The 17,832-nt window shown below is 46.7% G+C and carries 16 protein-coding genes; 8 read left to right on the top strand and 8 right to left on the bottom strand.

Annotation, left to right across the window (positions count from 1 at the left end; all coding sequences use genetic code 11):
- Positions 1 to 113: 113 nt before the first annotated feature.
- The gene (locus OW491_RS04650; RefSeq protein ID WP_277251814.1) at positions 114 to 635 is read right to left on the bottom strand and encodes a Spy/CpxP family protein refolding chaperone; all 522 of its coding nucleotides are present in this window, start codon (positions 633 to 635) and stop codon (positions 114 to 116) included.
- Between the two features lie 183 nt (positions 636 to 818).
- On the opposite strand from OW491_RS04650, the gene OW491_RS04645 reads away from it, so the two are divergent.
- A complete protein-coding gene (locus OW491_RS04645) occupies positions 819 to 1,520 on the top strand; it encodes a response regulator transcription factor (protein ID WP_290034873.1) in 702 nt (233 codons plus the stop codon).
- Positions 1,520 to 2,881: a HAMP domain-containing sensor histidine kinase gene (locus OW491_RS04640; RefSeq protein ID WP_215151282.1), complete on the top strand. Its 1,362-nt coding sequence runs from the start codon at positions 1,520 to 1,522 to the stop codon at positions 2,879 to 2,881. The genes OW491_RS04645 and OW491_RS04640 overlap by 1 nt, the downstream gene beginning before the upstream one ends.
- 134 nt (positions 2,882 to 3,015) lie before the next feature.
- Here OW491_RS04640 and glnK (OW491_RS04635) read toward each other — a convergent pair whose 3' ends face one another.
- From glnK (OW491_RS04635) to glnK (OW491_RS04625), 3 genes are all read right to left on the bottom strand, one after another.
- A complete protein-coding gene (gene glnK, locus OW491_RS04635; protein WP_075173076.1) occupies positions 3,016 to 3,354 on the bottom strand; it encodes a P-II family nitrogen regulator in 339 nt (112 codons plus the stop codon).
- 156 nt (positions 3,355 to 3,510) lie between these two features.
- Positions 3,511 to 4,779: an ammonium transporter gene (locus OW491_RS04630; RefSeq protein WP_215151283.1), complete on the bottom strand. Its 1,269-nt coding sequence runs from the start codon at positions 4,777 to 4,779 to the stop codon at positions 3,511 to 3,513.
- Between the two features lie 43 nt (positions 4,780 to 4,822).
- On the bottom strand, positions 4,823 to 5,161 hold the full coding sequence (gene glnK, locus OW491_RS04625) for a P-II family nitrogen regulator (RefSeq protein WP_075173074.1): 339 nt from the start codon (positions 5,159 to 5,161) through the stop codon (positions 4,823 to 4,825).
- 322 nt (positions 5,162 to 5,483) lie between these two features.
- Between glnK (OW491_RS04625) and OW491_RS04620 the strand changes: the two genes are divergently transcribed.
- From OW491_RS04620 to OW491_RS04610, 3 genes are all read left to right on the top strand, one after another.
- Positions 5,484 to 5,753, top strand: a complete 270-nt coding sequence (locus OW491_RS04620; RefSeq protein WP_215151284.1) for an accessory factor UbiK family protein — start codon at positions 5,484 to 5,486, stop codon at positions 5,751 to 5,753.
- 59 nt (positions 5,754 to 5,812) lie between these two features.
- The gene (locus OW491_RS04615; RefSeq protein ID WP_290034869.1) at positions 5,813 to 7,384 is read left to right on the top strand and encodes a diguanylate cyclase; all 1,572 of its coding nucleotides are present in this window, start codon (positions 5,813 to 5,815) and stop codon (positions 7,382 to 7,384) included.
- 119 nt (positions 7,385 to 7,503) lie between these two features.
- Positions 7,504 to 9,018 carry a YifB family Mg chelatase-like AAA ATPase gene (locus OW491_RS04610; RefSeq protein WP_075173071.1) on the top strand — a complete coding sequence of 505 codons (1,515 nt, stop codon included), beginning with the start codon at positions 7,504 to 7,506 and terminating at the stop codon, positions 9,016 to 9,018.
- Here OW491_RS04610 and OW491_RS04605 read toward each other — a convergent pair.
- Positions 8,990 to 10,702, bottom strand: a complete 1,713-nt coding sequence (locus OW491_RS04605) for a bifunctional diguanylate cyclase/phosphodiesterase (protein WP_290034867.1) — start codon at positions 10,700 to 10,702, stop codon at positions 8,990 to 8,992. The two genes, OW491_RS04610 and OW491_RS04605, sit on opposite strands and share 29 nt — an antisense overlap.
- Before the next feature lie 195 nt (positions 10,703 to 10,897).
- Here OW491_RS04605 and rep point away from each other — a divergent pair, with 195 nt between their 5' ends.
- Together rep and OW491_RS04595 are read left to right on the top strand one after the other, a co-directional pair.
- Entirely contained in the window at positions 10,898 to 12,910 is a 2,013-nt protein-coding gene (gene rep, locus OW491_RS04600; RefSeq protein WP_075173069.1) for a DNA helicase Rep, read from the top strand.
- Between the two features lie 96 nt (positions 12,911 to 13,006).
- Positions 13,007 to 13,738 (top strand): M48 family metallopeptidase, encoded by a 732-nt coding sequence (locus OW491_RS04595; RefSeq protein ID WP_178969418.1) that lies wholly within the window; start codon positions 13,007 to 13,009, stop codon positions 13,736 to 13,738.
- 60 nt (positions 13,739 to 13,798) lie between these two features.
- Here the strand turns inward: OW491_RS04595 and OW491_RS04590 are convergent, their stop codons facing one another.
- The gene (locus OW491_RS04590) at positions 13,799 to 14,857 is read right to left on the bottom strand and encodes a methyltransferase (protein ID WP_290034865.1); all 1,059 of its coding nucleotides are present in this window, start codon (positions 14,855 to 14,857) and stop codon (positions 13,799 to 13,801) included.
- Positions 14,854 to 15,552, bottom strand: a complete 699-nt coding sequence (rsuA, locus tag OW491_RS04585; protein WP_290034863.1) for a 16S rRNA pseudouridine(516) synthase RsuA — start codon at positions 15,550 to 15,552, stop codon at positions 14,854 to 14,856. Before rsuA ends, OW491_RS04590 begins: the two co-directional genes overlap by 4 nt.
- A gap of 167 nt (positions 15,553 to 15,719) precedes the next feature.
- On the opposite strand from rsuA, the gene OW491_RS04580 reads away from it, so the two are divergent.
- Entirely contained in the window at positions 15,720 to 16,556 is an 837-nt protein-coding gene (locus OW491_RS04580) for a 6-carboxytetrahydropterin synthase (RefSeq protein ID WP_075173066.1), read from the top strand.
- Positions 16,557 to 16,621: 65 nt separating this feature from the next.
- Here the strand turns inward: OW491_RS04580 and OW491_RS04575 are convergent, their stop codons facing one another.
- On the bottom strand, positions 16,622 to 17,803 hold the full coding sequence (locus OW491_RS04575; protein ID WP_075173065.1) for an acetyl-CoA C-acetyltransferase: 1,182 nt from the start codon (positions 17,801 to 17,803) through the stop codon (positions 16,622 to 16,624).
- Positions 17,804 to 17,832 lie beyond the last annotated feature (29 nt).

Raw genomic sequence — 17,832 nt, 5'->3', positions numbered from 1 at the left:
AGGCTTTAAATTGTCTGTTTGTGGCGTCTTTTATGTAGCTTAAAGGTTTGTTTTTAACAAAAAAAGGCCTGGTTCCTTATGACGGAACACAGGCCTTTGCACATGGAGACTGATTAGCTCATTGGCTGCTCTGGACGCGGCCCTTTACCGCGTTCGCCACGCTCGCCTTTGTGCTTCATAGCATCTTCAAATTTGTCTAACTGCTCAGGGGTTAGAATCTTAGCAATGTCAGCTTTCATGCTGGCACGTTCATCAATTTTCTCGACGGCTAGGCTAGCTGCTAGCTCTTTAGCTGATTGAAGGTCTTGATTATAGGTATCGCTGGTTGAGTCTAAATCGCGCAAGGTTTCATGTAATGTGCGTGTTTTGTCCATCATTGCTTGGCGCTGTTCTGCACGGTCTTTGAACAAATCCGCTAGTGAATCTTGCTGCTCTTTACTTAGGTCGAGACGTTTAGACATGCGTTCAATCATGCGCTCACCAGGCTCTCCACGGTCGCCTTTCTTATCGAATTTTCCGTGTTTATCACCGCGAGGGCCTTGGCAGTCATCGCCTTTATGTTTGCCGTCGGCAAGTGCCAGTGTGCCCATCATTAATGTTGGAATAGCGAGTAAAGTAATGAGTGTCTTTTTCATGGTGTATCTCCTTGTTCAAATGATGGAGCTATTGTGTACCAAGGCAATGCTAAGTTGGGTTTCATGCTTGTAAAGTTAGGTAAAGGGTTGAAGAGGGCGTAGTTGGAGTGATTTTTTACGCGCTACAATGTCTTATATTAAGTGAGTGGCACATCTAACGTTGCCACGAAGAAAGGAATAAGCATGAGTGACGCACATATAATACTGGTTGATGATGACATCGAATTAACAGAGCTGTTGGGTGATTACTTAACCGCTGAAGGCTTAACCATCTCTATTGCAAATAGTGGTGAAGAGGCATTGAGCTTATTTAAAGAGGGTGCTCAATTTGATTTGGCGGTGTTTGATATCATGATGCCAGGAATTTCGGGATTGGAGTTGCTGCAGCAACTGAGACCATCCGTGCAGGTTCCCGTCATTATGCTAACAGGGCGTGGCGGCGATATTGATCGAATTCTCGGCTTGGAAATGGGGGCTGATGATTATTTGTCAAAACCCTGTAATCCTCGTGAATTATTGGCGCGGATTCGTTCGGTGCTAAGACGCAGTCGTCTAACGGAGCAACCAGTGGCTGATACCGTGCTCAGTTACGCTCAGATCACGCTCGACCCATCCCGCCGGCAAGTACTGTGTGGCGACGAGGTGATTGAATTAACCAGTGCCGAATTTAATGTGCTGCACCAGTTTATGCAGCATCCTGGGGAAATCCTGAGCAAGTCGAAATTAACGGAAATTGTTTTGCATCGCCCCCTAACTCCTTATGACCGGGCTATTGATGTTCACGTAAGTCGTGTTCGTCAAAAAGTGGGCGCTTTTTTGAGGGATAAGGAGTTTATAAAAACAGTCCGAGGTGAAGGTTATTTATTAGTGAGGGACGATGTTTAATGCGTCTTAATCGGCTATTTTGGAAAATCTTTCTTGCGGTTTGGTTAACGAGTTTGAGCGTTATTATCGTGACCGTCATCGTGATCGGTGAAGTGGCTGAACGTAATAGTGCCCGACGCATGAACGAGTACAGAGCAACAGAGATGGCTCAGATCATTATAGAGCGCTTAGAAGCTGGTGCTGTTTATAACCCAGATGCTATGGAAGATAAGCCTGCTGTTGATTTTGGTGTGCCACCACCGCCACCGAACTTTTTTGATGACCGCGATCGTCCGGTGAACGGCAAACGAAATCGCGCCCCTTTACCTTTGTTAATCTATAACGATAAAGGCAATCTGGTTTATGGCCGCGAAAATAAACAGGTATTTGCCAACTCACTTAAATTCAGCATAACGGCAGATACCGGTAAATACCGAGTCATTGTGCCTAGCGGTAAAGTGAGTAATTCTGTTAATCGTTTGCTGGGGTTGCTGTTCTCATTTCAGAGCGTATTTATTCTTATCGGCTCTTTAGTTGCCAGTCTGTTGCTGTCTTTTGTGGTTGTGAGGCCGGTTAACCGTTTGCGCCGTCATGTTCAGCAATTTCATAATGGTGATCATTTAATGCAAATAGAGCCCGCTTTGCTGGGGCGCGGTGATGAAATAGGTGAGTTAGCACGAGAGTTTGATGTGATGGCAGGCTATGTAGAACGCATGCTGCAGGGCCAGCAGCGCTTATTTGAAGATGTCTCACATGAGCTACGTGCTCCTTTAGCTCGTTTGCAAGCGGCATCGGGGCTGGCTGAGCAAAAATTAGGTACTGACGATAAAATTGTTAATCGCATGAATATGGAATGCGAGCGCTTAAGTCGCTTAATTGATGAAATGCTATCGTTAGCTCGATTGGACCACATTGATGCGCGCCAAGGGACATTTGATGTCGTGGAGCAAATACGCTCCGAAATCGATGATGTTAGTTTTTCGCAACCTGATCGGCCAGTTAAGCTGTTGATCGCCAATAAAGGTGATTCAAAAAGTCATTGGGTGGGGCTGGGTAACGGGGAGCTTTTTTCGCGTGCGCTAGGCAATGTTGTCGGAAATATATTAAAGCATACTGAACCGGACTGTCGTGTTGATATAGAAGTGAGCATTCCTAAGGCGCATCGTATTCGTGTCGTTATTACCGACTATGGAACCGGAGTACCTGAGGATACATTATCATCCCTGTTTGAGCCGTTCTATCGACAAAACCAGCGTACCAAAGGTTACGGTTTAGGGTTGAGCATAGCTAAGCGAGCTGCTGAACGCTTAGGAGGATATATACTAGCCGAAAATGTTGAAGGGAAAGGTTTATCCGTGACGATAGAAGTGCCGTCACGCTAGCGGTTAGTCTTTACGCAAATGCTGTGATCAGCGGAACAAAAAGCACCAATCTATCCGCTCTAAAGAATAGTGGGCGTACAGCATTGGTGCTTTTTTATTATTTTAGCCAAATAGCTGACTAAAACCGCAAGCGGCTATAGTGCGTCTGGGCCTGTTTCGCCTGTACGAATTCGAATAACTTGCTCTAAAGGCATAACGAAGATTTTGCCATCGCCAATTTTTCCGGTATTAGCTGTTTTAGTGATGGCCTCAATAACCTGGTCGGTCATATCATCATCGATAGCGACTTCAATCTTTACCTTTGGTAGAAAATCGACCACATATTCAGCACCACGGTACAGTTCAGTGTGGCCTTTTTGGCGTCCGAAACCTTTAACTTCCGTAACGGTCACCCCTTGAATACCTATTTCAGACAATGCCTCACGTACATCGTCTAGCTTAAACGGCTTAATAACTGCGCTGACCAGTTTCATAATTGTCTCCTTAATAGCGTCGATAGAAAGGATCGACAGCTAACAACGTCAAAATATAGTAGACCAGTATACCCATAATACCAGTGAAGTGAATCAATTCGCTATATACGCAAAAAGAGGCGCTAAGGCGCCTCTTTTAGTTACAGAGTCTAGGTATTACTTACCTTTAGTGAACTCTGGGTATGCTTCCATACCGCATTCTGCGATATCAGCACCTTCGTACTCTTCTTCTTCGGTGATACGAACACCCATGATGGCTTTCAGTACCAACCAAACAACCAGTGATGCAATAAATACCCAAGCAAAGATAGAGACAATTCCGAGTAATTGAGCACCAATAGTAGCGTCAGCGTTGTTTAAGCAAACGGCTAACAGACCCCAGATACCAACGACACCGTGTACAGAGATCGCACCTACTGGGTCATCAACACGTAGCTTATCAAGCGATAAGATTGAGAAGACTACAAGGACACCACCGATTGCACCAATCACAGTAGAACCCAATGCAGTAGGTGATAAAGGATCAGCTGTAATAGCTACTAGACCCGCTAGCGCACCGTTTAAAGCCATTGTTAAGTCGGCTTTCTTGAATAACAAGCGGGCTGTGATCAAAGCTGCGATTACACCACCGGCAGCTGCCGCATTCGTGTTCACGAAGACTTGAGCAACGGCGTTAGCTTCACCAACATCCGATAGCTTAAGTTCAGAACCACCGTTGAAACCGAACCAACCCATCCATAAGATGAATGTACCCAGTGTTGCTAGCGGAAGGTTCGCGCCAGGGATGGCGTTGATAGATCCGTCTTTACCGTACTTGCCTTTACGAGCGCCGAGTACTAATACACCAGCCAAAGCAGCAGCGGCACCCGCCATGTGTACGATACCTGAGCCTGCAAAGTCAGAGAAACCAGCTTCGCTTAAGAAACCGCCACCCCATGTCCAGTAGCCTTCAACAGGGTAGATAACACCTGTCATGACGACTGCGAATGCAAGGAAAGCCCATAATTTCATGCGCTCCGCAACAGCACCCGATACAATCGACATAGCCGTTGCAACAAACACTACCTGGAAGAAGAAGTCAGAGCGAGCTGAGTAATAAGTGTCGCCACCGCTACTTAAAACGGCTTCAGCTGTGTTTTCGTCACCGATCAGGCCGCCAAAGTTTGGCATAATGCCACCCGCGTCTGAGCTGTACATAATGTAGTAACCGCACAGCAAGTACATAGTACAAGCAATAGCGTATAGGGCTACGTTTTTGGTCAGGATTTCAGTTGTGTTTTTAGCACGAACAAGGCCTGCTTCTAGCATAGCGAAGCCCGCCGCCATCCACATGACTAACGCGCCACAAATCAAGAAGTAGAAAGTATCTACTGCATACTTCAGCTGGGTTAAGTCCCCCGCCGTTGAGTTTAAAAGCTCTTCCATCTCGATTGCCCTCCGATAGGCTCGATCTAATATTTGTCGTTATTTACAGTGCGTCATCGCCAGTTTCGCCGGTACGAATTCGTACGACTTGTTCAAGCGGCATAACGAAAATTTTGCCATCGCCAATTTTTCCGGTTTGAGCAGCTTGGCTGATAGCGTCAACCACTTGATCAGCGATATCATCAGCTACGGCTGCGTCAACACGTACTTTTGGTAGAAAATCCACAACGTATTCTGCACCGCGGTACAGTTCTGTGTGACCTTTTTGGCGACCGAAGCCTTTAACTTCTGTCACTGTAATACCCTGCACACCGATTTCAGACAGTGCTTCGCGCACATCATCCAACTTGAATGGCTTGATAATTGCCGAAATGAGTTTCATGGGTCGTCTCCCTTTTATAAACTGTTTTCTCGTATCACCAGCCCGTTTCTGGTCTGGTGACTCGAAACGGTTGAGTCTCACAAAGCAAAAGCTATACCTATAATTTTTTGTTGTTAGTAATCAATAGCTTAAGCGGTTTTGTTCGGTTTTGTGAGAGTTGCTTAGGTGAAAAACGATGCAAAGCAGTGCTCGATTTTTGTGCGCGCACCAATATGATGCTTGTTTGCAGTGAGCTGAAAATGTTGGGTTCAGGCAGCCGTAATTGAGCTATCATGGATTTGCTCAAAGTATTTTATAAATACAAGATAAATTAGGAGTTCTTATGAATGAAAAGCTAATAGATAACCTCTCATCCCAGTTTAGCCAAATGCTAAACACGTTCAATAATGGTGCAGAATTGCCGGGGCAGCAGCAGATGCGTGCACTATTACAGTCAGCCTTATCAAAAATGGACTTAGTAACGCGTGAAGAGTTTGATGCGCAATCAGCGGTGCTTGCGCGTACACGCGAAAAAGTTGATGCTTTAGAAAAGGTGGTAGCTGAAATACAAGTCCAGCTAGAGAGCGGCAGCGACACAAGCACGGAGAAATAATCCCAGGCGCTGCTAGGTAACAGAAATACGGTAGACGAAAGAATAGCGCAGAGGCTGAAATGGCAAAATTACTTGCATGGCTGCAAAGCCCGGGGTTGTACGCACGAGTTAATGATGCTTTTGCCCACATGTTGTCGCGCACCCGTGATGAAATAGAAGGGAAAGCGGTAGCCGATATTCATCCAGATCAAGCGGCTGAGATCCTCTCTATGATGGAGCGGGGGGCAGAGGAAAGACTTGGTGAGTTAAGTGAGCCTATCATCCTACCAGTAACCCCTGCGGTTTCGTTAAGCTGTCGCTTGATGTGTACGCCTCAGGGTGATCATTGGCTGATGGTTGCCGAACCGATATACCAAGCTGGGCATTATTCGCTAGGTAATTTAAACGATACCGAGCAAGTGCCTCGTTTGAAAACATCGTTAGATTATGTGATCTCTCAGGCTCGGTTGGATAATGAGCATATCGCATTGGTCAAACTATCGGTGGAGCGCTTTAACTGGCTGCAAGAAACGTTAGGCGAACAGGCGGCCGAGCAAGTCATGAGTGATGTGGCCGAGCGTATCCAAGTTGGGCTTCGTCGTTATGACACATTATACCGAATTCGTAATGACCGATTATTGATTCAGTTGCGTCATGTCGGTTGTGCAGAGGAGGCCTTACGGGTGGCAAATCGCTTAAACGAGCTGCTGGCGTATGCGGTTCGTGTTGATCGTCGCGAAATACACCTGTCTACGGCTGTCGGTATTGCCCTCGCTCCATTGCAAGCAAATGATGCTGGAGAGCTGATGGGCGCCGTGAGTCAAGCGCTGAAAACCGCTCAGCGAAGTCAGGGTGCAGGTGTGCGCTTGTACGATCCGACTCGCCAGCGCAAAGCACTGACTGTCGATGATTTTGCTCGGTTGATAAAACCTGATTATGAGCAAATGGCGATAGGCTTTCGCCCCGTTTATGGCGTTAGTAGCCACCGTATAGAAGTAGCCCAGTTAACTCCTTTGTTTAAAGGTGTACCTTGCTTGGGTAGTAATGAATCGTTACTGGCTCCTTTCTTTGAAGGTGAAGGTGGGTGGCAAACGTACTTAACATGGCTGTTTGGACAGTTAGAGCTACCATTAGCTCGTTTGGCTCAACACACGAAGTTTCAGGGAGTGGTTATCACGCTGGGAGGTGAAATTGTTGAGTTGCCAGGCTTTATTGAGTTTATGGCGCAACGTATCCATCTCCCAAAACCGTTACGTACTCATGTGATAATCGAGTTTGATGCGATAGAAACCCGCGACCATGAAGGCGTTTTGTTCGATATTGAGGCACTGGGTTATCGCATAGCACTAAACCGCTTGAGTGATTACTTACCCCCCATTCAACAACTGAAAGAGCTGGAGCCATCCTTGTTAAAGCTAGATGCAGAGCTTGTTGAAGACATGGTCTCCAATTTGGCTCGCCGGCGTCAGCTTGAAAAAATAGCGGATATAGCCGCGGATTTGGACATTCCGTTAGGGGCAGAGGGGGTTCAGTCAGCGGGGTTACGCATGCAGCTCACTCACCAAGGGGTTAGCTATATGCAGGGTGATTATTTCGGGCGCCTGTTAAGTAGCGAAATGCTCCAAGAACAACTTATCCTTGAGAATATGTGACAGCGTAGGCTGCATTTCTTGCCATTGGATAGGATGAGCATAAAGGAGAGTATTTGAACCCGGCGGTTGTTTTCTGCTATCGTCTTGATTCTATTGTTGTTACGTCCAAGGAAGGATGTATGTCCCTAGCTATTGTTCATACCCGTGCTCAGTTGGGCGTTGTTGCCCCTGCGGTCACTGTTGAAACTCATATGTCGCCTGGGTTGCCAGCGCTTAACTTGGTTGGTTTGCCAGAAGCGGCTGTTCGTGAGAGCCGAGAGCGTGTGCGTAGCGCTATTCTCAATGCTGGATATGAGTTCCCCCAACGACGAATTACTATAAATTTGGCGCCTGCCGATTTACCTAAAGATGGGGGGCGGTTCGACCTTGCTATTGCAGTTGGTATCTTGGCTGCTTCGGGACAGATACCGACAGACAATCTGCACAAGGTTGAATTACTCGGTGAGCTGGCGTTATCGGGTGATTTACGTGCTGTGACCGGCGTATTACCAGCGGCCGTTGCGTGTAAAAAAGCAGGACGTGCTTTACTGATCCCTAATGAAAATCGACAAGAAGCCCGCTTGGTTCGCGAGTTAAAAGTTCGTGTGGCCGATCATCTTTTGGATGTCTGTGCCGCTTTCTCTGGACAAAAAAAGCTAGAGGCCGTGGAACCTCAAGTTGAAATGCCTTTACATTCAATTCAACGACACGACCTGAGTGATGTGAAAGGACAAGTGCAGGCAAAGCGAGCTTTAGAGATAGCGGCGGCGGGTGGACATAATCTATTAATGAGCGGTGTGCCGGGAAGTGGTAAAAGTATGCTGGCGGCGCGCTTACCAAGCTTGTTGCCTACATTAAATGAAGATGAGCGCTTAGAAGCTGCCGCCATTTATTCGGTTGCTGGGCTGCCTGTGGATAATATTTGCCAAGGGGTGCGTCCCTTTAGAGCGCCACACCATACGGCATCACCAGCGGCGCTCGTTGGGGGCGGTAGCCATCCACGCCCGGGGGAAATATCGCTTGCGCATCAAGGGGTTCTTTTCTTGGATGAAATGCCCGAGTTTTCACGCAAGGTGCTAGAAGTTATGCGTGAGCCTTTAGAAACAGGCCAAATTTTAATCTCTAGAGCCTCCCGTCAAACAGAGTTCCCCGCACGTTTTCAGTTAATTGGCGCAATGAATCCCTGCCCCTGCGGCTATGCCGGTGATCCATCCGGACGATGTCGATGCACACCGGATCAAGTCAGACGTTATCAAGACAAATTATCTGGACCGTTGCTAGACCGTATCGACTTGTTTGTGAATGTCGCTGCGTTGCCGGCTGACACCTTGTTGCGTTTGGATGGACAGCCATCAGAGTCCAGTGCTCAGGTGGCTGAAAGGGTTTCGCAAGCGTTAGCTCGTCAGTACGAGCGCCAGGGGTGTCGTAATAATGTATTGGAAGCTAAGCAGCTGGATGCCATTTGCGATTTATCCGACAGCTCACGGGATACATTAGCTGGAGCTGCCGGTCGGTTCGGTTTGTCGGCGCGTGCATGCCATCGTGTATTGAAAGTGGCGCGAACTATTGCGGATTTAAAAGGCGATGTTGCAGTGGGACGGCCAGCCATTATGGAGGCGCTTGGCTTTAGAGAAGGGCTATCGAACGGCCGTTAATCATAGAGATTAGGTGAGGCAGTGTTACCGGTTGGCTGTAGTAGAAACCTTGAACCTGATCGCATTGATGAGCCTTTAAACAATCGAGCTGTTCTTTGGTTTCAACGCCTTCGGCAATAACCGTCATGCTTAAGTTGTGCGCTAAGGAAATTATCGCGCGGACTATTTCTACATCATCGTTATTATGCGGCAAGTTGGCAATAAAGGAGCGATCGATTTTAAGTGTACTAACCGGTAGTTTTTGCAGTAAAGCAAAAGAGGAATAGCCTGTTCCAAAGTCATCTAGCGAGAACTCAATCCCTGTTTTGCACAGCTCTTCGATGCTGTGACGAACATGTTCATCATTACTAAACAGAGATGATTCGGTTAGTTCAAATTCAAGAACTTGGGTATCAATATTATCGCGAGCAATAATTCGCTGGATGGTGCGTGCTAGGTAATCATTTTGAAATTGGCGAAACGATAAGTTGATCCCTAGTTTATCTAGGTAGCACCCTGCTTTCTCCAGTGTTTTTAAGTCCCGCCCTGCTTGTTGGATTGCCCAAAACCCCATCGGTACTATTTGGCCTGTTTTTTCGGAGAGAGGGATGAAGTCTGTAGGCATAATAAGCCCATGGCTAGGGTGGTGCCAGCGCATGAGTGCTTCAGCGCCAACCACTGCACCGGTTTGAAGATCAACTCTTGGTTGATAATAAAGAGCAAACTGCTCGTATTTTAATGCGGCCCACAAGTCCGATTCGATAAGGCCGTCGAACACGGGCTTAGGATCTTTTTTAGGCTCGTATATTGAGTAGCTACAACCGTGTTTGTGTTTAGCGCGGGCTCTCGCTTGGTTGGCGTGGTTCAGTAAGGTGTCGGGGTTTTTCCCGTGTTTGGGCGCGACAGAAACGCCAATACTAACCCCTAAAATATGCTCTTCACCATGAAGTTGGAACGCTGGGCGAAGGGTATCGATTAGCGAGCTGATAAGCTTTTGAATTTCGGCCGTTGTTTGCGTTTTATCGTTAACATCCAAAATAATAGCGAACTCATCGCCGCCAATCCGATAAACGGGGTTATTGAGTGCGCAGATCAATAAGCGATGGCAGAGGCTACGAATGATGCTGTCACCAGCTGAGTTTCCCATACGCTGATTGAAACCATGGAAATTATCGATATCAACAGTTACTAAGGCGGTCGCGCCTCCCTTTACCTGCTGATTGTTAATGAGTTTAGTTAGCGTATTGTAAAAGCTAGTGCGGTTTTGAACACGTGTCAGCCAATCGGTCTCTTTTAAGTAATGTATTTCTGCTTCTTTTATATGTGCTTGAGTGAGCAAGCGAAAGCTACGCATAAGTGCTTCTTGCGTAAGGCCGTTGAGGGATATGTAATCAGCAAAAGAGGCTTCTAATAACCGTTGACCATCGTGATGAGATATAGACGGTTGCACAAGAACCACAGGCTTTGCCGAATCGATAACCTCTTGATAAAAAAAAGCGCCGTCAGCTAGGGCATTGTCAGGTGTATCATAGATCAGTAACAAGTTGACTGAGTCTTGGATAAGTGAGCGCCTAACCGCCGTGAGAGACTGAACGATTTGGGTGTGAATAGTGGGCGACTGCAATAAACTGGTTAAGTGCGCTGTAGCCGAGGAATCAGGGCAATAAACCAGAACTTTGATAGGGAGAGTATGTGAATATCGCATTGCCGCTTTCTGGGTAGAGCCTCAGCCAATTATAATGACGGAACAGAACGCATTCGTCCTTTGTTTGTATATAATGCTGTACAGAGAATCAACTGTAACATGAAGCAGTAAGCCATCAAACAAGTGTTTTATATAGCTTTTTCTTAGTGGTTTTCCATTACCTGTCACCGACGCGAAACAGCACGAGCAAATCAAATGAGTAAGTTAAATCCCCGTCAGCGAGAAGCCGTTGATTATATTAGTGGTCCACTATTGGTGCTGGCAGGCGCGGGCTCAGGCAAGACCAGTGTTATAACACGCAAAATTGCCTACTTGGTTAATAAGTGCGGCATTGAGGCGCGATATATAGCGGCTGTAACTTTCACGAACAAGGCCTCTCGTGAAATGAAGGAGCGTGTTACGCAATTATTGCCCGGCAAGACCAAAGGGTTAACGGTGTCGACTTTCCATAATTTGGGTATGAATATTATTCGCCGCGAACACAAAAAATTAGGTTTGAAGCCGGGTTTTTCTATTTTTGATGATCAAGATACCAAGGCGCTGATCAGAGACCTGCTGATGCATCATGATGAAGATGCGGAGCAAGTAGATATGATTCGTACAATGATCTCGAATTGGAAAAACGAGATGGTGACGCCTGCTAAAGCAGAGAGTTTTGCTAAGACCCCGGAAGAAGTATTAGCTGCACGTGCCTATGATGCTTACATGACGCATTTACAAGCGTACAACGCGGTCGATTTTGATGATTTGATTTGGACTCCGGTTCGTTTGTTTGAAGAGCACCCTGATGTGTTAGAGCGCTGGCAGCAGCGTATAAGGTACTTATTAGTGGATGAGTATCAAGACACTAACCTCAGCCAATACAAGCTAGTTCGCCAGTTAGTAGGCCACAGAGGCGCGTTAACCGTAGTAGGTGATGATGATCAATCCATATACGCGTGGCGAGGCGCTCGGCCTGAAAACCTAGCGCAGCTGCAGGTTGACTTCCCTAGCTTAAAAGTCGTCAAACTTGAGCAAAACTATCGCTCAACGAGCCGCATTCTTAAAGCCGCTAATACTTTAATTGCGAATAACCCTCACGCCTTTGAAAAGACTTTATGGAGTGACATGGGGTTTGGTGATCCGCTACGAGTGGTGCATACCCGAAATGAAGATGCGGAATGTGAACGTATTGCCACAGAAATACTCGACTTGCACTTACGTAATCACATCCCCTTTAACGACTTTGCTATTTTATATCGAGGCAACTTTCAATCACGTTTGCTTGAAGTTAAGTTACAGGCGTTTCAGGTGCCTTATAAGTTATCAGGCGGTACGTCGTTTTTTGCGCGTGCTGAAATCAAGGATCTGATGAGTTACTTAAAAGTGCTTGTTAACCGCGATGATGATAATGCCTTTTTACGCATCATTAACTTACCGCGCCGTGAAATAGGGCCATCCACTTTACAAAAGTTAGGTGAATACGCGACAGAGCGTCGTGTCAGCTTGTTTGATGCCTGCTCTGAAATAGGACTTGAGCAGCGCTTACCAGCGGCCGCTGTTGAAAAACTGAGGCGCTTTACACATTGGTTGCATGAAAAGTATCGCCTTTGTTATGAAGGTGATCCTATCCAGGCGATTAAAGAATTGATTCAGGATATCGATTATGAAGGATGGATTTATCAGAACAGTTCTAGTGATGCAATGGGCGAAAAACGTATGCAGAATGTTTGGTTCTTGGTTGATTCATTACGCAATACACTCGAACGTCTGCAGGAAGATGATCCTGATGCCGGTGTGGAAGAAGCCATCGCGCGCCTTATCCTGATTGACATGTTGGACCGCCAAGAAGAGGAAGATGACTCGAATCGCGTTCAGTTGATGACACTTCATGCGTCTAAAGGACTTGAGTTTCCTCATGTGTATTTGATGGGTATGGAGGAGGAGCTATTGCCCCATCGCAATAGCATCGAAAATGGCGATATTGAAGAGGAGCGCCGGTTAGCCTACGTGGGTATTACGCGCGCTAAAAAGACACTGACCATGACGCTAGCTCGCCAGCGCAAACAGTTTGGTGAGCTTATCGACTGTACTCCTAGTCGTTTTTTAGATGAATTACCTCAAGAAGATTTGGAAATCGAAGGTAATGGGGAAAAAAATCCAGAATTAAATAAGGCAAGAGGTAGAGCTACCTTAAATAGCTTGCGTAATATGTTTGATGATTTATAAGCCTGAATGGAACTTTTGTGTCTTATTAGATGCAAATATAGTGACCTTTTGCTACATTCCGGCCTTTCTTAAGGTAAACACAAATTGGAAGTGAATATGAAAAAAACATTATTGGCCGCTGTCACAGCATCTGTCTTACTCACAGGCTGTGTGGAAAACATTGATATGACAGCCGCGACGGATTTATACAAAGCGGCCACTATTAGCGATCAAGAAGTGATTGCGCTAGCTGATCAATCGGCTAAACAGCTGGATGCTAGTAACAACGTGGCACCGGCTAGCAATAAATACGCTAAACGTTTAGCGCGAATTACTCAGGGTCTGAATAACGAAGACGGACTTGAATTGAACTTCAAAGTGTATCTAACAGATGAAATGAACGCGTTTGCTATGCCTAACGGTACGGTTCGAGTGTATTCGGGTTTGATGGATAAGTTGACGGATGATGAAGTACGATTTGTTATTGGTCACGAAGTAGGTCATGTAAAATTAGGCCACACGCGTAAAGAGTACCAGTTAGCTTATGCGGCTTCAGCGGCACGTAAAGGCGCTTCAGCAGCTGGCGGTACTGTCGGTATGTTGTCGGATTCGCAGTTGGGAGATTTTACTCATAAATTGGTGTCTGCTCAGTTTTCACAATCACAAGAAAGTGCATCTGATACCTATGCCGTTAAGTTTATGAAGCGCCACGGTTGGGATGCTAGTGCAGGTATTGGTGTTATGAAACAGTTCCAAGCGATGGAAGCCGCCAGTGGCGGTAGCCATAGTGTATTCTCAAGCCACCCGGCTTCGAAAGACCGTGAAGAGCATATCCGCGATTTACTGTAATATGCTGTTACGTGTTTAGCTTATGAACGCCTAGCCTTGCTAGGCGTTTTTGGTTGTTCGTTAGTCACTTACGGTAGCTTTGCCCTTTTTGGGGAGCCGTAAGTGAATAAGCTTGAAGTGGTTGGTTTGCACTGGAGTGTCAACGATTGAAAAGTAATCTGCCGCTTTCTTTTCAATGCCGATGTGTAGGTTGGTAACAAAGATAGCTTGGCCGTCTGGGGTTAAATGTTGCGCAGCACTGGCTAGAAAGCGGTCTGTTAGCTGGCTTTCTACGCCAAACCCGCTATGAAACGGCGGATTGCAAACCACTAAATCAAATACACTATCTATGTGGTGTGCACAGTCATCAGCTACCGCAGAGATGTTTACATTGGATTGCGTTGCGTTAGCAGTACAGCACTCAATAGCCGCGGCGTTGGTGTCTGTTGCGATCACGGGGATGGATAGCATCTTCCCCGTATGTAAGGAAAGGTAGCCATAACCACATCCGATATCTAACGCACTTTGGGGCTGAGATTGACCGATGATATCGCGAAGGTGCTCGATGAGCAGCTGGCTGCCTTGGTCTATTTTATTCCAGCCATATACCCCCGGTTTACTGATAAATGAGAAAGAGGTATCGGCGACGGCGGGGCGCAGGGTAGTGTAGTCTTTGTCATCTAACGTGATCGGTTGGGTAAAAGTGATAGCCGCTGCCCATGTTTCTTTATCAAGCTTCCAGCGTTCAGTTTGAGCGCCGGCTGTATCCGCGCGATCAAAAAATCCTTTGATTCCTTCTTGCTTTAAGCCGCTTAAAATGAGGCTTCCCATTGGGGCTAATAGGCGAGAAGCAGTGTTGATTAAGTAGTGAGCAAGCGCCTTCTCTTTGGGGATGCGCAAATAGATTTGATCATAGCTACCAGGTGCTAAGTCTTGGCAGTCAAAGTCAGAAAACTCCGCATGCCAGCCCGCATCGAGCAGTTGTCTGTGTAGATGGTAGCGGTTAGCGATCACTCGTGTGTTGCCCATCGCTGCTGGGGCATGTTCGGGTATTAGGTTTTCATCGACAAACCATAAGGTGTTTGGCAGTGCTGGATTAAAGCTCTGATAAAGTAGATCAAATGCTTTGTCGCGCATCATACGCCTAACAGCTCCTGTTCTTGTTGGGTCAGTTCTCGATATTCACCGGGAGCAAGAGTATCGTCCAGTAACACATCGGCTATGGCATCACGATGTAAGGTTTCAACTTTGTTACCAATGGCAGCAAACATGCGTTTTACTTGATGATATTTACCTTCAGTGAGGGTTAAAAAGGCTTCATGTTCGTTAATGATGACTAACGAGGCTGGTTTAGTTGGCTGTGGTTCGTTATGCAGCTGAACGCCTTGGGCAAAATCGTCAATGGCTGACTCTGGAATAGGGTCAACGGTTGTCACACGGTATCGCTTGGGCATTTTATGTTTGGGTGCTGTGACTCGGTGTGACCATTGACCATCATCCGTTATTAGGATCAGCCCGGTGGTATCTATATCGAGGCGGCCCACTGTATGTAAGCTGTCAGGGCGTGGTTCATCGTATAGCAGGCTAATCACGGTAGGGTGAAGAGGGTCATCGTTAGCGCACACTACGCCTTCAGGCTTATTCATCATCAAATAGCGGGGTGTTGGTGCGGCCACTTCGCCGTCATTAAAAACGACATTGTCATCTAGGCTGATATGCAGTGAGGGGTCTCGTACGAGATCACCATTCACAGTAACCGTGTTCTTGTGCATTAATCGTTTCACCTCTTTACGCGAGAGGCCTGTGGCTTGTGATAGGTACTTGTCGAGACGCATAGGGCTTTGTCCAAAAAGTTAAAGTATACCGCGTCCGTTCGTTATACATAAATGATTGATGTGTTGTTCGTTAATATACGACTTTTTTATAGCTGATCTTTGTATTTTTCATGCAAGTGACTTGCTCCATGCGATAGAATGGGCGGCTTAGAATTGAGGCGTATATTGTGAAGCTGTTTGTAAATAACCTGACAAATGTAGATTTTTCTTACTTGCACCCGACTCGTGGCTTGATGGGCGAATCGTGGTTGGTGCAATTAGAGCTGGACGGCTCGTTAAATGATCAGGGAATGGTGTGTGATTTCGGTGTGGTTAAAAAGCTCGTGCGTGAATGGATGGACACTACCATTGATCATGCGCTTGTTGTGCCTACTGAGATGGAGCGCCTTTGCGTTAGCGCGGATGCTGGTGAAACCGAAGTGAAATGGCAATATCCAGACGGTGGTGAGCTGGTTTGTCGTTCCCCCAGCCGAGCGATTGCGTTGGTTGAGATCGATGAGGTCACTCCTGAATCGCTAGCGGCGTGGTGTATTGAAAAGCTAATGGCCCTTTTCCCGCAAGAAGTTCGAGGGATGAGGTTGTCTTTTGTCCCTGAGAGTATTGACGGGGCGTTTTATCATTACAGCCATGGTTTGCAACAACATAACGGGAATTGCCAACGTATCGCTCATGGTCATCGTTCACGGGTTGAAATTTTTGTTAATGACGTGCGAGACGATAAGCTAGAGGCTGATTTAGCCACGCGTTGGAAGGATATTTACATCGGCACAAAGGCACATCGTCAAGAAGGGCCTGAGGGTGTGAATGTATATGCCTATGACGCGCCGCAAGGTGAGTTTTATTTGTCGCTACCCAGTGATCGTTGTTATGACATCGATACGGAAACTACGGTTGAGCAAATAGCTCAACATTTAGCGGAGCGAACGAAGCAGATTCGGCCTCTAGATGAAGTGCGAGTAAGGGCTTACGAAGGCATTGGTAAGGGTGCTATTTCAGAAGCTTAATGGTTGACCAAAAAAAAACCGCCGATGACACGGCGGTTTTTTTATGTCGATTTTTGGGTCAGTGATTAATCACGCTCGACAGCCAGTGCAGTACCCATACCGCCACCAATACATAAAGTGGCTAGGCCTTTCTTGGCATCGCGTTTATTCATCTCGTGAATTAATGAAACAAAGATACGGCAACCGGATGCGCCAATAGGATGACCCAGTGCGATAGCGCCGCCGTTGACGTTAACAATGTCTGTGTTCCAGCCAACGTCTTTGTTAACTGACATAGCTTGTGCCGCAAAGGCTTCGTTAGCTTCAACAAGGTCTAAGGAGTCTACTGACCATTCTGCTTTCTCCAATGCTTTTTGAGTCGCACAGATAGGTCCAGTGCCCATAATTGCTGGATCAACACCAGAAGAAGCATAGGCTTTAATGCGCGCTAATACAGGCAAGCCAAGTTCGGCAGCTTTTTCTGCAGAGCATACAATAACAGCGGCAGCGCCATCATTGATTGTGGAGCTATTGCCTGCGGTTACGGTTCCGTCCTTTTTGAAAGCAGGGCGCAGCTTAGCAAGTGCTTCTGGTGTGCAACCAAAGCGAGGTTGCTCATCCGTATCAAAGACAATTGGATCACCTTTGCGCTGAGGAATGACCACAGGGATGATTTCGTCTTTAAAGCGGCCAGCTTTTACAGCCGCTTCTGCTTTGTTTTGTGATGCTGATGCAAAAGCGTCTTGCTCTTCGCGGGTAAAACCATACTTAGCCACGATATTCTCTGTGGTAATACCCATGTGGTAGTCATTGAATGCATCCCACAGACCATCGGTGATCATGGTATCAACCATTTTCCAATCACCCATGCGAGCTCCGTTACGAGAATTAGGTAGTACGTGTGGAGAGGCACTCATGTTTTCTTGGCCGCCAGCGATAATCATATCAGCGTCACCGCAGCGGATAGCTTGAGTGGCAAGTTGTATCGCTTTGAGGCCTGATCCACATACTTTGTTGAGTGTAAACGCGGGAACTTCTTGTGGTAGGCCTGCATTAATCAAAGCCTGACGGGCGGGGTTTTGCCCACATCCGGCAGTCAGTACTTGGCCCATAATAACTTCATCGATCTGTGAGGGGTCTATCTTTGTTTGCTCAATAAGACCTTTAATAACAGTTGCACCTAAGTCAGATGCTTTGACGCCTGCTAGTGTTCCATTAAAAGTACCAACCGCTGTACGGCCAGCTGCAACGATGACTACATCACGCATGATAGTGCCTCTTTTCCTGATTAATCCCA

It is taken from the genome of Neptunomonas sp. CHC150, from assembly GCF_030397555.1.
GTDB classification, from domain to species: Bacteria; Pseudomonadota; Gammaproteobacteria; order Pseudomonadales; family Balneatricaceae; genus Neptunomonas; species Neptunomonas phycophila.
Note: the sequence above shows the minus strand (reverse complement) of the source record. Positions and strands in the feature narration are given on the sequence as shown.